The sequence below is a fragment of the Acinetobacter sp. BD54 genome (genome assembly GCF_044778325.1).
GTDB lineage: Bacteria > Pseudomonadota > Gammaproteobacteria > Pseudomonadales > Moraxellaceae > Acinetobacter > Acinetobacter baumannii.
Map to the genome: position 1 here is coordinate 29,779 of NZ_JANJEP010000013.1, position 17,339 is coordinate 47,117.

General features: G+C 40.7%; 15 protein-coding genes. 7 read left to right on the forward strand and 8 right to left on the reverse strand.

All coding sequences use genetic code 11. The features are described 5' to 3' along the window. Nucleotides 1–56: 56 nt before the first annotated feature. The 3 genes from NQ782_RS17135 to NQ782_RS17145 are packed head-to-tail and all read right to left on the reverse strand — an operon-like array spanning nt 57 to nt 2,442. On the reverse strand, nt 57–308 hold the full coding sequence (locus NQ782_RS17135) for a DUF6587 family protein (RefSeq protein ID WP_000942501.1): 252 nt from the start codon (nt 306–308) through the stop codon (nt 57–59). Nucleotides 309–328: 20 nt separating this feature from the next. Beyond that, nucleotides 329–2,182, reverse strand: coding sequence for a ferrous iron transporter B (locus NQ782_RS17140; RefSeq protein ID WP_001278225.1), 1,854 nt, complete (start codon nt 2,180–2,182; stop codon nt 329–331). Continuing rightward, nucleotides 2,179–2,442, reverse strand: a complete 264-nt coding sequence (locus tag NQ782_RS17145) for a FeoA family protein (RefSeq protein ID WP_001991212.1) — start codon at nt 2,440–2,442, stop codon at nt 2,179–2,181. Before NQ782_RS17145 ends, NQ782_RS17140 begins: the two co-directional genes overlap by 4 nt. A gap of 143 nt (nt 2,443–2,585) precedes the next feature. On the opposite strand from NQ782_RS17145, the gene xerD reads away from it, so the two are divergent. The 4 genes from xerD (at nt 2,586) to thrC (ending at nt 7,209) form a co-directional block, all read left to right on the forward strand. Beyond that, the gene (xerD, locus tag NQ782_RS17150) at nt 2,586–3,506 is read left to right on the forward strand and encodes a site-specific tyrosine recombinase XerD (RefSeq protein WP_000608735.1); all 921 of its coding nucleotides are present in this window, start codon (nt 2,586–2,588) and stop codon (nt 3,504–3,506) included. A gap of 146 nt (nt 3,507–3,652) precedes the next feature. Next, nucleotides 3,653–4,468, forward strand: a complete 816-nt coding sequence (locus NQ782_RS17155; protein WP_057093967.1) for a DsbC family protein — start codon at nt 3,653–3,655, stop codon at nt 4,466–4,468. 244 nt (nt 4,469–4,712) lie between these two features. Further along, complete coding sequence (locus NQ782_RS17160; RefSeq protein WP_000805827.1) at nt 4,713–6,014, forward strand: homoserine dehydrogenase; 1,302 nt, start codon at nt 4,713–4,715, stop codon at nt 6,012–6,014. A gap of 55 nt (nt 6,015–6,069) precedes the next feature. Then, nucleotides 6,070–7,209 (forward strand): threonine synthase, encoded by a 1,140-nt coding sequence (gene thrC / locus NQ782_RS17165; protein ID WP_000063593.1) that lies wholly within the window; start codon nt 6,070–6,072, stop codon nt 7,207–7,209. Nucleotides 7,210–7,315: 106 nt separating this feature from the next. Here thrC and pbpG read toward each other — a convergent pair whose 3' ends face one another. Beyond that, complete coding sequence (pbpG, locus tag NQ782_RS17170; RefSeq protein WP_031946417.1) at nt 7,316–8,362, reverse strand: D-alanyl-D-alanine endopeptidase PBP7/8; 1,047 nt, start codon at nt 8,360–8,362, stop codon at nt 7,316–7,318. A gap of 212 nt (nt 8,363–8,574) precedes the next feature. Here pbpG and NQ782_RS17175 point away from each other — a divergent pair, with 212 nt between their 5' ends. The 3 genes from NQ782_RS17175 to NQ782_RS17185 are packed head-to-tail and all read left to right on the forward strand — an operon-like array spanning nt 8,575 to nt 12,235. Beyond that, the gene (locus NQ782_RS17175; protein ID WP_057093969.1) at nt 8,575–9,210 is read left to right on the forward strand and encodes a response regulator; all 636 of its coding nucleotides are present in this window, start codon (nt 8,575–8,577) and stop codon (nt 9,208–9,210) included. Between the two features lie 10 nt (nt 9,211–9,220). Continuing rightward, nucleotides 9,221–10,789 carry a PAS domain-containing sensor histidine kinase gene (locus tag NQ782_RS17180; protein WP_057093971.1) on the forward strand — a complete coding sequence of 523 codons (1,569 nt, stop codon included), beginning with the start codon at nt 9,221–9,223 and terminating at the stop codon, nt 10,787–10,789. Between the two features lie 24 nt (nt 10,790–10,813). After that, the gene (locus tag NQ782_RS17185; RefSeq protein ID WP_057093973.1) at nt 10,814–12,235 is read left to right on the forward strand and encodes a sigma-54 dependent transcriptional regulator; all 1,422 of its coding nucleotides are present in this window, start codon (nt 10,814–10,816) and stop codon (nt 12,233–12,235) included. A 3-nt stretch (nt 12,236–12,238) separates the two neighbouring features. Here the strand turns inward: NQ782_RS17185 and NQ782_RS17190 are convergent, their stop codons facing one another. The 4 genes from NQ782_RS17190 to lptF all read right to left on the reverse strand — a co-directional run bounded on the left by NQ782_RS17190 (nt 12,239) and on the right by lptF (nt 17,282). Continuing rightward, a complete protein-coding gene (locus NQ782_RS17190; RefSeq protein ID WP_000939107.1) occupies nt 12,239–13,423 on the reverse strand; it encodes a S41 family peptidase in 1,185 nt (394 codons plus the stop codon). A gap of 15 nt (nt 13,424–13,438) precedes the next feature. Then, nucleotides 13,439–14,986: a 2,3-bisphosphoglycerate-independent phosphoglycerate mutase gene (gene gpmI / locus NQ782_RS17195; RefSeq protein WP_057093975.1), complete on the reverse strand. Its 1,548-nt coding sequence runs from the start codon at nt 14,984–14,986 to the stop codon at nt 13,439–13,441. Between the two features lie 125 nt (nt 14,987–15,111). Continuing rightward, a complete protein-coding gene (gene lptG / locus NQ782_RS17200) occupies nt 15,112–16,182 on the reverse strand; it encodes an LPS export ABC transporter permease LptG (RefSeq protein ID WP_000881094.1) in 1,071 nt (356 codons plus the stop codon). After that, complete coding sequence (lptF, locus tag NQ782_RS17205; protein WP_000586912.1) at nt 16,182–17,282, reverse strand: LPS export ABC transporter permease LptF; 1,101 nt, start codon at nt 17,280–17,282, stop codon at nt 16,182–16,184. Before lptF ends, lptG begins: the two co-directional genes overlap by 1 nt. Nucleotides 17,283–17,339: the final 57 nt, after the last annotated feature.

Sequence of the window (17,339 nt, forward strand, 5' to 3'; positions counted from 1 at the left end):
TGCGTAAAAAAGCCATCAATATGATGGCTTTTTATACGAAACAGGAATGGCTAAATTTATTGCCATTTAACTGGTTTAATTTCTTGAACTGTATTAGTTGGTTTATCTTCACTTGAGCAGCCACAGCCACCTGCACAACCAAAAGTCATTTTCGGTTTCAACCATTTTGCTAAAGTTGCCCAACCCTGCTTTTCACAAAAAACGGATAGTGCTGAAAAGGCCGAGTTTGCTGTTTTTGGAAATACTTTCTTAAAAACAACAACAGCACTCCAAATCACCAAAACCGCAATAATCAGATATTGAAGCATATACAACCTCCTTTATTGCCTTAACCCCAATAGTGGGAAGCAATTTGATAGGTAACAAACGATGCAAAATAAGCTAAACCAAACAGATATGCAGTCATAGCTGCAACATGTTTCCATGAACCTGTTTCACGACGTACTGTTGCCAATGTTGCCAAACAATGCGGCGCATAAATGAACCACACTAAAAGCGATAAACCTGTTGCCAACGACCAACCTGTACCATCTGCACTAATTAAATGAGATAAACCTTGTGCTACCGCATCTTCATCGGTTGCCGACAAGGCATATACAGTACCTAATGCAGCGACCACAACTTCACGAGCTGCCATAGCCGGGATTAAGGCAATACAGATTTGCCAGTTAAAACCAACTGGAGCGAATAAAGGCTGGATAAGGTGTCCAAGCATACCTGCGAAACTATAATCTATAGCAGGCAATGTCGCCCCTTCTGGTGGTTGTGGGAAAGTACACAAGAACCAGAGCAAAATAGAAAGCGCAAAAATAATGCCGCCGACACGCTTCAAGAAGATCTTCGCACGATCTAACAAACCGATTCCCACACTTTTTAAATCAGGGAAACGATAACTCGGCAGCTCTAGCAGTAAAGCGTGTTGAGACTTATCTTTTTGGAAAAATTTCATTAAGAATGAAACACACAGTGCACTCACAATCCCAGCCATATACAGACCGAAAAGCACCAGTCCTTGTAGGTTGAAAATACCCCAGACCATTTTCTCTGGAATAAATGCAGCAATCAGCAAGGCATATACGGGTAAACGTGCCGAACAAGTCATTAGTGGCGCAACCATAATCGTTGTAAAACGGTCACGAGGGTCACTAATACTACGCGTTGCCATAATTCCCGGTACTGCACAAGCAAAGCTTGAAAGTAACGGAATGAAAGCACGTCCACTTAAACCAGCTTGAAACATTAATTTATCAAGTAAAAATGCTGCACGCGGTAAATAGCCCGATTCTTCTAGTACTAAAATGAAGAAGAACAAAATTAGAATTTGTGGCAAGAAAACAACTACGCCACCTGCACCCGCGATAATTCCGTCAACCACCAGACTATGCAGTAGTGGCTGTGTAATCACAGAACCTACTACTTCACCCAGCCAGCCGAAGAAGCCTTCAATACCATCCATAAAAGGCGCTGCCCATGCAAAAACTGCCTGGAACACAATAAACATCATGATGGCAAGACTAAGTAGACCTAAGACTGGATGTAAGAAAATTCGATCGAGAAAATCAGTACGCTTGTCTTCCTGATCAACATAATGAACAACATCTTTAAAAATCATATCGATTTTTTGATGATGAGTCCCAGTTAAGCCACTCAGTTCAGTTTGTGGCACACTGTATTTTTCTTGATCAAGGGCATGTAATAAATTTTCAATACCCGCATTACGGACAGCTACTGTTTCAACGACTGGTACACCCAAACGTTGAGATAACTTTTGAGTATTAATCTGGATGCCACGACGACGCGCTTCATCCATCATATTCAGTACTAGTAAAATCGGACGACCTAATTCGATCATTTCGAGTACAAGGCCTAAATGCAATTTTAAGTTAGTCGCATCAACCACACATAAAAAAGCGTCTTGTTGCCCCTCTTCCGCTATTTTTCCTAAACAGACATCACGAGTAATTGCTTCATCCGGACTGGTCGCATTAAGACTGTATGTACCCGGCAAATCGAGCACTCGAACCGAACGGCCTGAAGGTAACTGAAAATGACCAACTTTACGCTCGACCGTTACACCGGCATAGTTGGCGACTTTTTGTCGAGTTCCAGTTAAATGGTTAAAAAGAGAGGTTTTACCACAGTTAGGGTTTCCCACAAGGGCAATACGTAACGCATCACTCATGCGGGTACTCCTTCTTCTACTTGAATTTCGATTTTTTCCGCTTCTGCTTTACGTAAAGCGAAACGAGTAAAGCCAATTTGGATTAAGATCGGATCACCACCAAAAACACCCTTGGTAATCACTTCCACTCGCGTGCCTGGTACAAAACCCAGACTTTCCAAACGAATTGCGACCAAATCTTGCTGCTCGGACTCTACTTCTATCCGATTCACTTTGGTGATGGTCGCCGCTTGCTTCACTTTCAACGCTGATAAACGCACCGCATCCGATCCTAAACCTTTTTTACTAGTATACATATAAATGAGAATAATTACCAAATAAGGTTAGATTTCAATTCTTATGGAGTTTAATCGACAAACCTTAAAGTTTCTTTTACAGTACAGTGGTTTAGAGGAAGTTGTTTATGATAAATAAAAAACCGCGTATTCCGAGCCCTGTTCAAATTCCTGAACATTTAAGCTTTTTACAAGGTTTTCGCGACTATCTGGTTGCACAAACAGTCAGTCCGCATACGCGCAATGCCTATTTATCCGACCTGATCCAATGTAGTGAACTTCATAAAAAAAATAGATTGCCAGATTGGACGAGCGATGACATTTCTGATGTCCTCATTGAACTTACCAAAGTAGGGAAAAGCCCACGCTCAATTGCCCGTTGCTTATCTGCTCTACGTCAGTTTTATAAATTTCTACGTGAACAGAAATTGCGAAGTGATAATCCTGTAGCTACTCACCATTCACCAAAAATTGGCCGAGCTTTACCTAAAGACTTGTCTGAAGAAGATGTAGAAGCGCTCATTCAGGCGCCAGACATTACAACGGCGTTGGGCTTACGTGACCGAGCAATGTTTGAAGTCCTTTACGCTTGTGGTTTACGTGTCTCCGAATTACTGAATTTACGCCTCGAACTTATTAATTTAAAACAAGGTTACCTGCGTATTACGGGTAAAGGTAACAAAGAACGTTTAGTGCCTTTAGGCCAATATGCCTGCGATTGGGTGGAACGCTATTTAAACGAGGCACGTCCACAACTTTATAAAAGTTCAACTGACTATTTATTTTTAACCCAGCACGGTGGAATTATGAGCCGTCAGAACTTTTGGTATGCCATTAAGCGTTATGCACTACAGGCCAATATTCAAGCTGAACTTTCACCTCACACCTTACGTCATGCTTTTGCCACGCATCTACTTAATCATGGGGCGGACTTACGCGTAGTACAAATGTTACTGGGTCATAGTGATTTATCAACCACGCAAATCTATACGCATGTAGCACAAGTCAGAATGCAACAATTGCATGAAAAACATCACCCTAGGGGTTAAAATTTTTTAAAAGAATATTTTGAAATACACCAAACAATCACTTGATTTCGTTCACAAAGGTTAAGAAAGTTTTAACAATACACACTAGATTTTTTGTTATGCTTAGCAGCTTCTGACTATAAATACTGATGAAATAAGGGTTATCTATGTCCTTTACCCGATCTCAAATTTTTCTTGCCTGTGCTTTGGCTTCTAGCCTATTGTTCAGTGCTTGTTCTAAAGAAAACAAACCACAAAAAGAAGATGCGCTCACAGCGACCGCACCTGCTACAGGGGAAGCTTCAACCATTATTGAACGCAATGCTAAACAGCGTTTAATTGAAACTTTGCAAAAACAATTTAAGAATGCAAACATCAACGTCAAAATTTTAGATATTAAGCCTACCGAAGTTCCTAATTTATATTGGGTTAACCTTGAAGGAATGACATCGGTTTATACAACAAGTGATGGTAAATACCTGATTCAAGGTGATGTCATCCGTTTAGGCGGTAAAGAACTTCATAATATCGGCGATAGCCTTCAAGCCTCAGAAAACAAAAAGCATCTTGCTGCTTTAAAAAATGAAGACTTAATTGTTTATCCAGCTAAAGGCGGTAAAGCTAAACATGTGATTTATGTGTTTACCGATGCAAGCTGTCCTTACTGCCATAAATTACATGAGCATTTAGCTGAGATTAATGAGAAAGGCATTGAGGTTCGTTACATTGCATGGCCACGCGGCGAACAGTTTATGCCAACTATGGAAGCGGTTTGGTGTAGTGCAGACCGTAAAGCTGCATTTGACCAAGCTGTACAGGGCATTAGTATTCCACCTACTCAATGTAAAAACCCTGTTCGCGAACAATACCAACTTGGTCTAAACATGGGCGTAAATGGTACACCAGCTATTTATAATGTTGATGGTGAGTACTTGGGTGGCTACTTAACACCGGATGAATTGATTAAACGATTGGATAAATAACCCTCTCCAAGTTGATGAACAATTCATCATCCATCTTACAAATAAAGCGCTGATCTTATTGCAGCGCTTTGTTTTTTCAATAAATACTTCTTTTCATACCAGTGTTTAAAGAGTGATCTACTCTTCTTTTCCAAACATTGCACTCTAAATCACTGAACAGGCGCTAAAAGCGCTAGAGTCTGGCGTTTTTTTTAGCTATGATCTAGCTTCAATTAAATGATTCAATGATGATATGGAGTGTGACGTGAAACCAGTTCGCCTGGCAATACTCGGTCTAGGTACCGTAGGTGGAGGAGCCCTTAAACTACTACAAGAAAATGCCGCTGAAATTAAACGTCGCACCGGTCGAGAAATTCAAATTACCCACGTTGGAACACGTCGTCCTCGTCCAGATCTTGAATTGGAAGGGATTAAACAAAGCGCTGACTTACTTGATATCGTTCGTCAACCCGATGTGGATGTGGTTGTAGAAGTTATGGGTGGTATTCATCCTGCTTACGAAATCATTATGGAAGCGATCAAACACGGCAAGCAAGTCGTGACTGCAAACAAAGCATTACTCGCTGAACATGGTAATGAACTATTTAAAGCAGCAGAAGATAATGCTGTACAAATTGCTTATGAAGCAGCTGTTGCGGGTGGCATCCCAATTATTAAAGTAATCCGTGAAGGCCTGGCGGCAAACCATATCGAATGGCTTGCAGGCATTATTAATGGCACAGGTAACTTTATTTTGACTGAAATGCGTGAAAAAGGCCGCGCATTTGATGATGTATTAAAAGAAGCTCAAGAACTCGGTTATGCAGAAGCGGACCCAACTTTTGACGTTGAAGGTATTGATGCTGCACACAAGCTTACAATTTTAGCGTCTTGTGCATTTGGTATTCCTTTGCAATTCGATAAAGTCTATACCGAAGGTATCAGCAAAATTACTGCACAAGATGTGAAGTATGCTGAGGAGCTTGGTTTCCGTATTAAACATCTAGGCATTGCCCGCCGTGCTGAAAAGGGTATTGAACTACGTGTTCACCCAACACTTATTCCAGATGAGCAGCTTATTGCGAACGTAAACGGCGTTAAAAATGCTGTTTTAGTTCAAGCCAACGCAGTAGGCCCAACGCTTTATTACGGTGCTGGTGCTGGTGCAGGCCCAACAGCTTCTGCGGTTGTTGCCGATGTAATTGATATCGTTCGTGATATTTCTTATACAGAAGATGGCGCAGGCACAATTCCTCAACTGGCTTTTGAAGCATTAACAAATATGCCAATTTTAAGCCGTGAAGAAATGACCACAGGTTATTACATCCGCTTAAATGCTGAAGATCAGACTGGTGTACTTGCAGATGTGACGACCATCTTAAGCCGTGCCGGAATCAGTATTGATGCCATCATGCAACAATCTCGCTTAAAAGACCTCATTCCAATTGTGATTTTGACCGATCCAATCGTTGAATCCAAAATGGATGACGCTCTTGCGCAAATTCAAGCATTACCTGCAATTCGTGGCGAAATCGTAAGAATTCGTTTAGAATCGCTCGATAGTTAATCAGGTTGAGGGAAAGATTCCCTCTCCCGCTTCACCTCATAATTGGAACACCATCATGTCTAATGCCAATCGTTATACTGGTCTTGTAGATCGTTATCGTGACCGTTTGCCAGTTTCGGCAACTACTCGTGCTATCTCTTTGGGTGAAGGCAACACCCCTCTCATTAAACTTGAGAATATTCCACGTATTATTGGCAAAGACGTTGAAATTTATGTGAAATACGAGGGCTTAAACCCGACTGGTTCATTTAAAGACCGTGGTATGACCATGGCTGTAACCAAAGCAGTTGAAGAAGGCTCTAAAGCAATTATCTGTGCATCTACAGGTAACACTTCTGCTGCTGCTGCTGCCTATGCTGCACGCGCAGGTATCAAAGCATTTGTTTTGATTCCGGAAGGCAAAATTGCGATGGGTAAAATGGCGCAAGCCATGATGTATGGTGCGATCACTATGCAAATCCGTGGTAACTTCGATGATGGTATGCGTCTTGTAAAAGAAGTGGCTGATCAAGCACCTGTAACGATTGTAAACTCAATCAACCCTTACCGTTTGCAAGGTCAAAAAACGATTGCTTATGAAATCGTTGAAGCTTTAGGCCGTGCACCTGATTACCACTGCTTACCAGTTGGTAACGCAGGTAACATTACAGCTCACTGGATGGGTTATACCGAAGCAGTAGCTAACCAACCTGCTGACCAGTTTGAACAAGTTGTTTATGACGCTGCGACTGATCAATTCACTGGTCCAAAACCAGAAGGCTTACCAACAATGGTAGGTTATCAAGCTTCTGGCGCAGCTCCTTTCTTACGTGGTGCTCCAGTAGAAAAACCGGAAACAGTTGCAACTGCGATTCGTATTGGTAACCCACAAAGCTGGAACCATGCGAAAGCTGTAGTACGCGACTCTAAAGGTTGGTTCGATGAACTTCAAGACAGCGAAATTTTAGAAGCTCAACGCTTACTTTCTATGTATGAAGGTGTATTTGTTGAGCCTGCGTCTGCTGCTTCTATTGGCGGTGCGATCCGTGACATTAAAGCCGGTAAAATTGCTGAAGGTTCTGTCATTGTATGTACTGTAACGGGTAATGGCTTAAAAGACCCTGATACAGCAATCAAACAATGTGCTGATGCAGTGATGTTGTCAATTGATGCAACAATGGACCAAGTAAAAGATTCGATTTTATCTAATATGTAAAATCTGAGTTTTTATAAAAAGCGGCTGTTTAATACAGCCGTTTTTTTATGCTTTTTAAATGGCATAAAAAAACGCTTCTAAAGAAGCGTTTTTAAAAATAATTAAATTAAATACGTTTTGGCAAATTACTTAACCAACCAAGCAAGTTAGTTGCATCATTATTACGTGCCTGAGTACTTGGCTCACCCAATAATACAATCACTGCTGGGCGTGAGTTCACAGTAGTATGCATAACTACACAACGGCCTGCTTCATTAATATAACCAGTTTTAGATAAGTTGATATTCCAACCACCATTACGGACTAAAGCATTTGTATTATTTGATTTAAGAACACGATAACCTAAATTAAAGTCATAGGTCGGTGTGGTTGAGAACTGACGAATCAAACCATATTGAGATGCTGTACTCGCCAAAATTCCCAAGTCACGCGCAGAAGATACATTACGCGGATCTAAACCAGTTGATTCATAATAATGAGTTGCATTCATACCTAAAGCACGCGCTTTAGCATTCATTGCCGCCACGAATGCCGCACGGCCACCCGGATAAGTACGCGCTAGAGCTGCTGCTGCCGGATTTTCTGACTTCATCAGAGCAAACAGAAGAACTTCTGCTCGGTTCATTTTATCGCCAACACGAAGTGTTGAGCTTGAGTTTTTCCCGCCAGCCCCAGCAAAATCAATTTGCTCAAGTGTAATTTCTTCAGACATGTTTAAACGGGCATCTGCCGTTACAACTGCCGTCATCAATTTAGTAATAGAAGCGATCGGCACTGATGCGTTGGTATTTTTACTATAAAGTACCTCACCTGTTTGCGCATCCATTACAAGTGCAGCACGTGCACTGACACTCGGCTGGGCGTTATAACCCACAGTATCACGGATTGGAGCAACTTTAGGGGTAGAAGTAATAACTCTCGGCGCATTACTGCCACGCAATGTTGTGGTTACAGAAGTTGAACCTTGCGGAGTCGGTTCATCATCTTCATCATTTAAAAGTTGACTAGCATCCGCTGCAGTCCAATTTAAACTTGCAGTACCAGTACTCCCTGAAGACGGGTTATTGACGAGTTCTGCAAAGCTTGTTGAACTCAAACTAAGCAAAATAGACATGCTTAGCACATGCATTAAAGACTTTTTAGAATTTTTCACGGCACAATACTCGACTCAGGGTGACACACATTTGCGCTTACTATCATTATGCCTTACATTTGAGATATAAGGTATAAAGCTTTTACCGACACAATTGTGCACAACTATTCGCTCACTATAGAAGAATAGGATTGCTAATTTTGTCATTCCATTGCAAGCTTATTTTGCTTTATGTAACAAAAAACTTGTTTTTTGAAAGAAAGGAGGTCTTCTTGATTACAGTTTTAGTTGTCGATGACCATGAACTGGTACGTACGGGTATTTGCCGTATGTTAGAAGATCATACCGATGTTGAGGTAATTGGACAAGCCGAATCGGGCGAAGAAGCAATTGCTATCGTTCGCCAACAACATCCGCAAGTCGTACTGCTGGATGTCAACATGCCCGGCATCGGTGGCGTAGAAACAACCCGTCGTTTATTACAGACGGCTCCAGAGACGAAAGTCATTGCTGTAAGCGGCCTCGCCGAAGAGCCTTACCCATCTTTATTATTAAAAGCCGGTGCAAAAGGCTATATCACTAAAGGCGCGCCAATTGCCGAAATGGTTCGTGCAATTAATAAGGTCATGCAAGGCGGTAAATATTTTAGTGCAGATATTGCCGAACAACTCGCGAGCTCATATTTATCCGACACTCAACAATCCCCTTTTGATTCATTATCGGAACGGGAAATGCAAGTTGCAATGATGGTCGTCAACTGTATTAGTGCCCAAGAAATTGCCGATAAACTTTTTGTAAGTGTGAAAACTGTAAATACTTACCGTTATCGTATTTTTGAAAAGTTAGGAATTGATAGCGATGTAAAACTAACACATCTTGCGATTCGTTACGGTTTGATCAAACCATAACCAAATTTACATGCAATTTCCCTTAAATTCATCCTTGTCCCATACGATTTTTCGTTTGGGCACTTGGTATGGCTTATACCGTCTTATTATTGCGGTTAGCCTGAATATTATTTTGGTTTTAACCGATGCGCAAACTGATAACAGTTTGCAGCAACCTGCCTTATATTCCTACACACTACTCGGGTATTCCCTCTTAAGTCTTGTTCAGCTGTTATGCTTTAAATTTATTGCTACTCAAGCCACGCGACAGCTTATTTTATTTTTTATTGTTGATATTATTTGTTTGAGTTTACTGACTTTTTCTGTGGGTGAACCAAATTTACAACTCAGCTTACTCTATGTAATTGCCATCTTTACCTCGGCGATTTTACTCAGCGCAAGAATGTCTTTGCTGATTACATTGCTTGCGGTTATCGCTGTTATTTACCAACGATTTGTAGGTAGTCTATTTGACTATAACAATCTAAATACTATTGGTAATAGCGCTCTCTTAGCTTTCTTATTTTTTGTGGTTCACGGTATTGGCCAAATTGCAGTGCAGCGCTTTAAATTACTTGAAGCACTCACCTTTCACCAGTCAATTGAACTTTATCAACTCCAAAATATTAACCGTTATATCTTAGAACAAATTGAAGAAGGCTATTTAGTTTTAGATGAGAATTACGACATCGTTGTCAGTAATCCTGCGGCCTGTTCACTCTTGGGTATTCCCCCTCAATTTGCCAATGAAAAATATCCTTTAGCAAAGTGGCATGCCGATTTATTTGAAATTTTAAAGTTTGGCGACTTAAAAGAAGGTGACCGATTCATTTTTGAGTCTCGGCTATCGGCGTACTCCATCAACATTAAAGTGCAACATCTTTTGGTCCCACAACAAACGTTAACCCTGCTCATTTTACAAGATGCCCAACAAATTAATCAGCAAGCTCAGCAGCTTAAGCTTGCTGCGCTAGGGCAACTCTCAGCAAGTATTGCACATGAGATCCGCAATCCTCTCGCTGCAATCGTACAAGCAAATGAGTTACTGAAAGATAGCGATCCAGAACAACAAAATACTTTGCGTCATATGATTGGCAAACAAACCAAACGCATTGATAGTATTGTTCAAGATACTTTAGGGCTTGCTCGTAGCGAAAGAACACATCCTATCCAGATCGATGTAAAACACTTCATAGATACATTGCTCGAAGAAGATTTATTTGACGTTAAACATTCAATTCAACTTAAAATTTCGGATAGTTCTTTAAAATTTTTATTTGATGAAAAACAATTAAGACAAGTCATGATTAATCTGGTGAGAAATGCTTTACGGCATAATGCCCCCGACTCACCGCACATTACGGTCAACATCCATTCACAGACAAATAAAATTTATATTGATGTGATCGATTACGGTGAAGGTGTTTCAAAACGTGATATATCTCAATTATTTAAACCATTTTTTAGTACCGAAATTAATGGAACTGGTTTAGGATTATATTTGTCTCATAGTTTTTGTGAGGCGAACCATGCAAAGCTCACCTATGTAGAGCAAAAACAAGGGGCATGCTTCAGAATAGAATGCCCAATAATATATTGATTTTTTTATTAGGTTTTTGGGGAAATGGCAGAACAGCAACCACTGGTTTTGCTTGTAGACGATGAAGAAGATTTGTGCCTATTGATGCAAATGACACTTGCACGAATGGGGATTAAAACACATCTTGCTTATCGGGTTGAACAGGCCAAACAACTCTTCACACAGTTTCATTACGATGCATGTTTAACCGATCTAAACTTACCCGATGGGAGTGGGTTAGACTTAGTCAAACATGTCTCTCAAAATTACACCAATACTCCCATTGCAGTTTTAACTGCTTACGGCAATATGGATATTGCAATTGCAGCATTAAAAGCAGGCGCTTTTGATTTTGTAAGCAAACCGGTCAACCAAGTACATCTAGATCAATTATTACAAAAAGCCTTGAATCGGCAAAAAATAGAGCATGATGTTACCGAGAATGCGTTAGAAAATAAATTATTAATCGGCCGTTCTCTACCCATCCAGCAGCTACGTATTGCAATTAAAAAAATTGCGCGCTCACAAGCACCTGTATTTGTTACTGGTGAGTCTGGAACAGGTAAAGAAGTAGTTGCCAATCTGGTTCATCGGCTGAGTAACCGTAGTGAAGGCCCTTTTATTGCGATTAACTGCGGTGCTATTCCAACCGAACTGATGGAAAGTGAGTTGTTTGGGCATAAAAAAGGGAGCTTTACCGGAGCAACTCAAGATAAACAAGGCCTCATTTTATCGGCACACGGTGGCAGTTTATTTTTAGATGAAATTGCCGAATTACCTTTAAGTATGCAGGTCAAACTGCTCCGCGCAGTACAGGAAAAAAAGATCCGACCTGTCGGTTCAGATCAGGAAATCGATGTTGATTTCCGTGTGATTAGTGCAAGTCATCAAGACTTAGATTTATTAGTTCGACAGGGCAAATTCCGTCAAGATTTATTCTTCCGTATTCACGTTATGGACCTCATATTGCCACCTCTACGTGAACGTGGCGAAGATGTCCTTTTACTGGCCAATCACTTTATTCAGAAAATTTGTATGGAGTGGGAAACGCCACCTAAACAATTAACAGAAGCGGCCAAAACTTATCTGCTACAGCAACACTTTCCGGGTAATGTTCGCGAATTAAGAAATATGATTGAGCGCGCAATTACCTTAAGTGAAGACGCCACCATAGATATATCTCATTTACATCCTGCTCCTCTAAGAGCGAATATTTCTAATCCTTTTACTTCGGCTACTCAAAGCATACAAACCACTGTGGCGGCTCCTCAAGTCGTAAAAAAATTACCAAGTGAAGGCCTAGAACGTTATTTAGAAAATATTGAAAAAGATATTTTACTCAATGCCCTCAATATGACTCATTGGAATCGTACCTTAGCAGCTAAAAAATTAGGAATGACTTTCCGCTCTTTACGCTATCGTCTGAAAAAATTTGGCTTAGATACGGAGACAGAACAGGAAGTATAAAATTTACTTTCTTTTTAGAAGGAGATCGGCAACACGATCTAGATAAACTTCTTCTTTCATTTCTGGAGGTAAGGGATAAGTCTGGTTAGGCTGAATACCTTGCCCTTCAATCATATTACCATTTGGTGTGTAGTAATGTGAGACTGTCATTTGTAGCGCTGCCCCACTTGGTAAAGGGAAAAGCTTTTGCACAACACCCTTTCCATAACTTTTTTCACCCATGACCCAAGCACGCTGATGCTCTTTCATTGCAGCAGTAAAAACTTCTGCTGCCGAGGCAGATCGGTGATTAATTAAAATACCAACTTTTATATTTTGGAAATCGTTACCCGGTAAAGCCTGAAATTGCTGGTTGCCTTCTGAACGACTTTTTGTAGAGACAATAATGCCATGATTTAAAAATAAATCGGCTGACTCAACAGCAGCAGATAACAAGCCGCCTGGGTTATTTCTTAAATCAATTAACACCGCTTTTAAACGCGAAGAACTATTTTCTTCAATTAAACGTTTAATCTCATTGGCGGTATCTTGTTGAAATACTCTAATTTTTAATACCAACACCTGATTGTGCAACATCACAGGCTCAATATCGGTTTCAATCTTTTTATTACGGACTAAACTAATTGGACTATTTGACTCTTCTGTTTGTACTTGAAGCGTCGAGCCTATCGATCCATAAAGCAAACCTAGCACCTGATCATGTGTCAGATTTTTAAGTTCCTGATTATCAATCTTTAAAATAGTTTGGCCATTTCTTAAGCCTAGTTTATATGAGTCAGAGCCCGTCTTAAGGTCACGAATCATCCATTTATGAACATGTGATTCGGGGCTTAGTACAAAATCAACTGAAGCAAGATCCCCTTCAGTATATTGAATGAGTTGACGGTATTCTTCAGCTGACAAATAGCGGGAGTAACGGTCTAGACCACTGACTAAACCTTTAATTGCCTGTAAAAATAAAGCATCGTCCGATTTTTCATCGACATAGTTATCACGGACGATTCCATATATTTGTACAAACTGTTGAATAGACTCAATAGGTACTTCTGCATAACTTTCTTCTGATTCTGGGGCATCAGCATGCAGAGGCGATAATTTTTCTTTTACAACAGGGGCTGCAAGAGCAAGCTGGCTGCAACACATCAATACGCTAACAAAAAAAGCTTTATATATATTGTGTTGCAGCATTTAGTCACCTATCGCTTAAGCAGACAATGTAATGAGATTACGACCTTGCATTTCAGCAGGCACAGGAATCTGCATTAAGTTCAGAATGGTCGGTGCAACATCAGCAAGCACGCCACCTTCTGCAATCGTTGCTTGGGTTGGACCCACATAAATAAAAGGCACAAGCTCTGTTGTATGCTGAGTATGAACCTGACCACTTTCATAATCTTGCATTTGTTCAACATTACCGTGGTCAGCCGTAATAAGCATATGGCCTTTTTTCGCCCTTACAGCTTCGTATACACGACCTAAACATGTATCAACTGCTTCAACGGCTTTAACTGCAGCATCAAATACGCCTGTATGACCGACCATATCACCATTGGCATAGTTCACAACAAGTAAGTCGTACTCACCCGAGTTAATTGCTTTGACTAGCTCATCAGTTACTTCATAAGCACTCATTTCAGGCTTTAAGTCATATGTCGCAACGTTTGGTGATGGAATTAAAATACGCTTTTCACCTGGATATTCGTCTTCACGACCACCACTAAAGAAGAAAGTCACATGGGCATATTTCTCAGTTTCAGCAATACGTAGTTGCGTTTTACCTAAAGAAGATAAATATTCACCAAGCGAGTTCTTTAACTCTTCAGGCATATATGCCACAGGTGCATCAATACTTGCCTGATAACGCGTCAACATGACAAATTTAGAAAGGTTCGGTACAACTTTACGCTCAAAACCTGCGAAATCTTTTTCAACAAACGCACGCGTAATTTCACGGGCACGGTCAGCACGGAAATTCATAAATACAACACTATCGCCATCTTGAACTTTAGCGATCTCACCAATACGGGTTGCTTTTACAAACTCATCATTTTCATTTGCAGCATATGCAAGCTCTAAGCCTTCAACCGCAGTATTTGCAGTACGAACAGCTTCACCTTCCGTTAATAAACGGTAAGCCTGCTCAACACGATCCCAACGGTTATCACGATCCATTGCAAAATAGCGACCAATCATGGTTGCAATACGGCCTTGGTTCGGATATTTAGCGAATAAAGCGTCTAATTTTTCTAATGAAGGTTGAGCACTACGTGGAGGAGTATCACGACCATCAAGGAATGCATGTAAGTAAACTTTCGCACCGCGTTTTAAGGCAAGTTCACACATCGCCACAATATGATCTTCATGTGAATGGACGCCACCTTCAGAGAGTAGGCCCATAATATGAACTGCACCACCCGCTGCTTTTGCTTTTTCTACGGCATCAACCAATACTTCGTGCTCAAAAAAAGCACCAGTACGAATATCTTTAGTAATACGTGTGAAGTCTTGGTATAACACTCGGCCAGCGCCAAGGTTCATGTGACCAACTTCCGAGTTACCCATTTGTCCATCAGGTAAACCAACATCTTCACCAGAACCAGAAATGAGACTATTTGGATGCTTTGCTTTCATTGCAGTTAAATTCGGGGTTTTTGCTGCAAGAAAAGCATTATCTTCAATCGCTTCACGGTGTCCAACACCATCCATAATGACCAGAACGTGAGGGATCTTGCCAGCAGTTGCATCCGTCATAATCAATTTCTCTTTTGTCTACAATTTCATCGCAATATCTTACCGAATTTTCGGTGAAGACTCTATTTTTTCCTATGGCTTTCCCCAATGCTCCTCATTGAGAAAGCCATTCATATACTTTCAATTTAACGGGCCCGATAAAGCAAATAACTTCCGGCACCAAACATTAAAATAATAGGCATGAGTACAAACCAAGCTGGCGAAGGCGCGTATACCAAACTTGCGTAGCCCAAGAAGTCTTGTAAATAATAAAAGCCTAAACCAATGAAGAGTGCGATCACCAAACGGAAACCCATCGACTGTTGACGTAGTGGACCAAAAATAAAAGAACAAGCCACTAATACAAGAGTAATGAGTGAAAATGGAGAAGCGACTTTTTGCCAAAAAGCTAATTGGTAAGTTTTCGGTACTTGGCTATATTCGTCCATATAGCGCATAAAACTAATCAGCTGACTTGGAGACAAGTCCTCAGGGTCTAAAGTCACCATGTGTACATATTTAGGCTGTAGAGCCAAACCTAAAGACTGCTGATCATGATTATTTAGTATCGAATTACCATCTGTAAGAATGTCCATCTGGCTGGCTTTTTGTAAAGTCCATTGACCATCCTGGATAAACTTTCCTTGCTCTGCATTAATTAAAGACTGTAAATGGTAGTCTTTGTTAAAGTCTACGACCTGAATATCTCTTAAATTTCCTTGTGAGTTCGCATAATCAATATAAATAAAACGTTGCCCTTCTCGTGACCAATAGCCTTTCACTTCACCTAAAGCAGCAACTGATCGATGGCTTTTGACACTTTGCGCTTTCTCATTTGTATAGGGAACAACCCACTCACTTAGAGCAAAAGATAAAACAATAAGTAGCAAAGCTGAGCGCATAACCCAACCTACAATACGCCATAAGCTAATCCCGACCGAACGCATCACGATCAGCTCACTATTGGATGCTAAAGCGCCTAACCCAATCACAGCGCCAATTAAGGCCGAGATAGGTAAAATTTCATATAGATAGCGAGGGGCACCCCATAACACATAGATAAAAGCTTGCCATGCATTATAGTCAGGTTTTAGCTCACCTAATTCACCCAGATAAGTAAACAGGATTTGCAAAACAGACAAAACAATGGTGGTACCAAACATTGCGAGCGCAGTGGTTTTCGTCACATATTTGGCGACTATTCGACGTGCTAACATTATAATTTCACTCGCTTAATCTGTTTCTTGATTTTCGGCCCTAATTTCTGCTTACGTGAAAATAAGGCAGCTGCGATTGCATAAACCAATAAAGCCACTGGATAAGCCCAAATATCCAGTTCTCCTTTACTTATACGAGTTTTAATTGCAATCATGAGTACGATCAAACTCGCGAAAATAAAGATAGATGGAATAAGACGATAATAACGACCTTGTCGTGGGCTTACTTCCGACAATGCCACAGATAGCATCAAGGCAATAATAATGGTAAACGGACCAAATAAGCGCCAGCCCAACTCACTTCTTACGACCGGATCATTTGCTTTAGAAAATAGTTTTGATGTGGAAAGTGCTTCTACATCGCCACTCTCAAACTTAACATCTTTGTCATTTTCTAAACGTAGACGATAAGACTGGAACTCTGCTTGTGTATATTTTGGTTGTCCCGGGAATATTTCATAGCGACGACCTTGAACGAGATCAACGACATTGGCGGTGTCATTTGCAACTTCTACACGAGTCGCCTCTTTTGCCAAAATCATGACATCTGGCTTGCCTTCTTTGGCTGCACGCTGATAAAAGAAAATATCTTTAAGGTTTTTTCGATCTTCCGACAATGAACCCGCATAAATCGTATAAGGTCCAGAAGAAATAAACTCTCTTGGTCGCACCAAGTCAAACCCTGTACGCACTGCTTGGGTTGTAGTTAATTTTTCGAATTCACGAAGTCCCCACGGCGTCATCCAAAGCATAAGTACGGACTGACACACCATGTAAACCAGTGTCATTGGAATAAGTAAGCGCGCTAACTGATGACGACTTACCCCACTACCATTCAATACGGCCATTTCATGGTCAACATATAAACGACCAAACACCAACATTAAACCAATAAAAAACCCAAGTGGTAAAATGAGGGTTAGAAATTCAGGTAAACGATATCCAATGATGCTAAATAAGATACTGGCATCTAGTCGCCCCTGTGCCGCCACACCAAAGTATTTGATCAGACGACCACCCATCATGATTAAGGTCAATAATGCAATGACCACCAATGAGGTAGAGACAACTTGCTTGACGAGATAACGCCGAATAATCAAATTAATACTTCCAAAAGGCTAATCGGGACGAACGCTAGTTTACCCGAATGTTAAAAA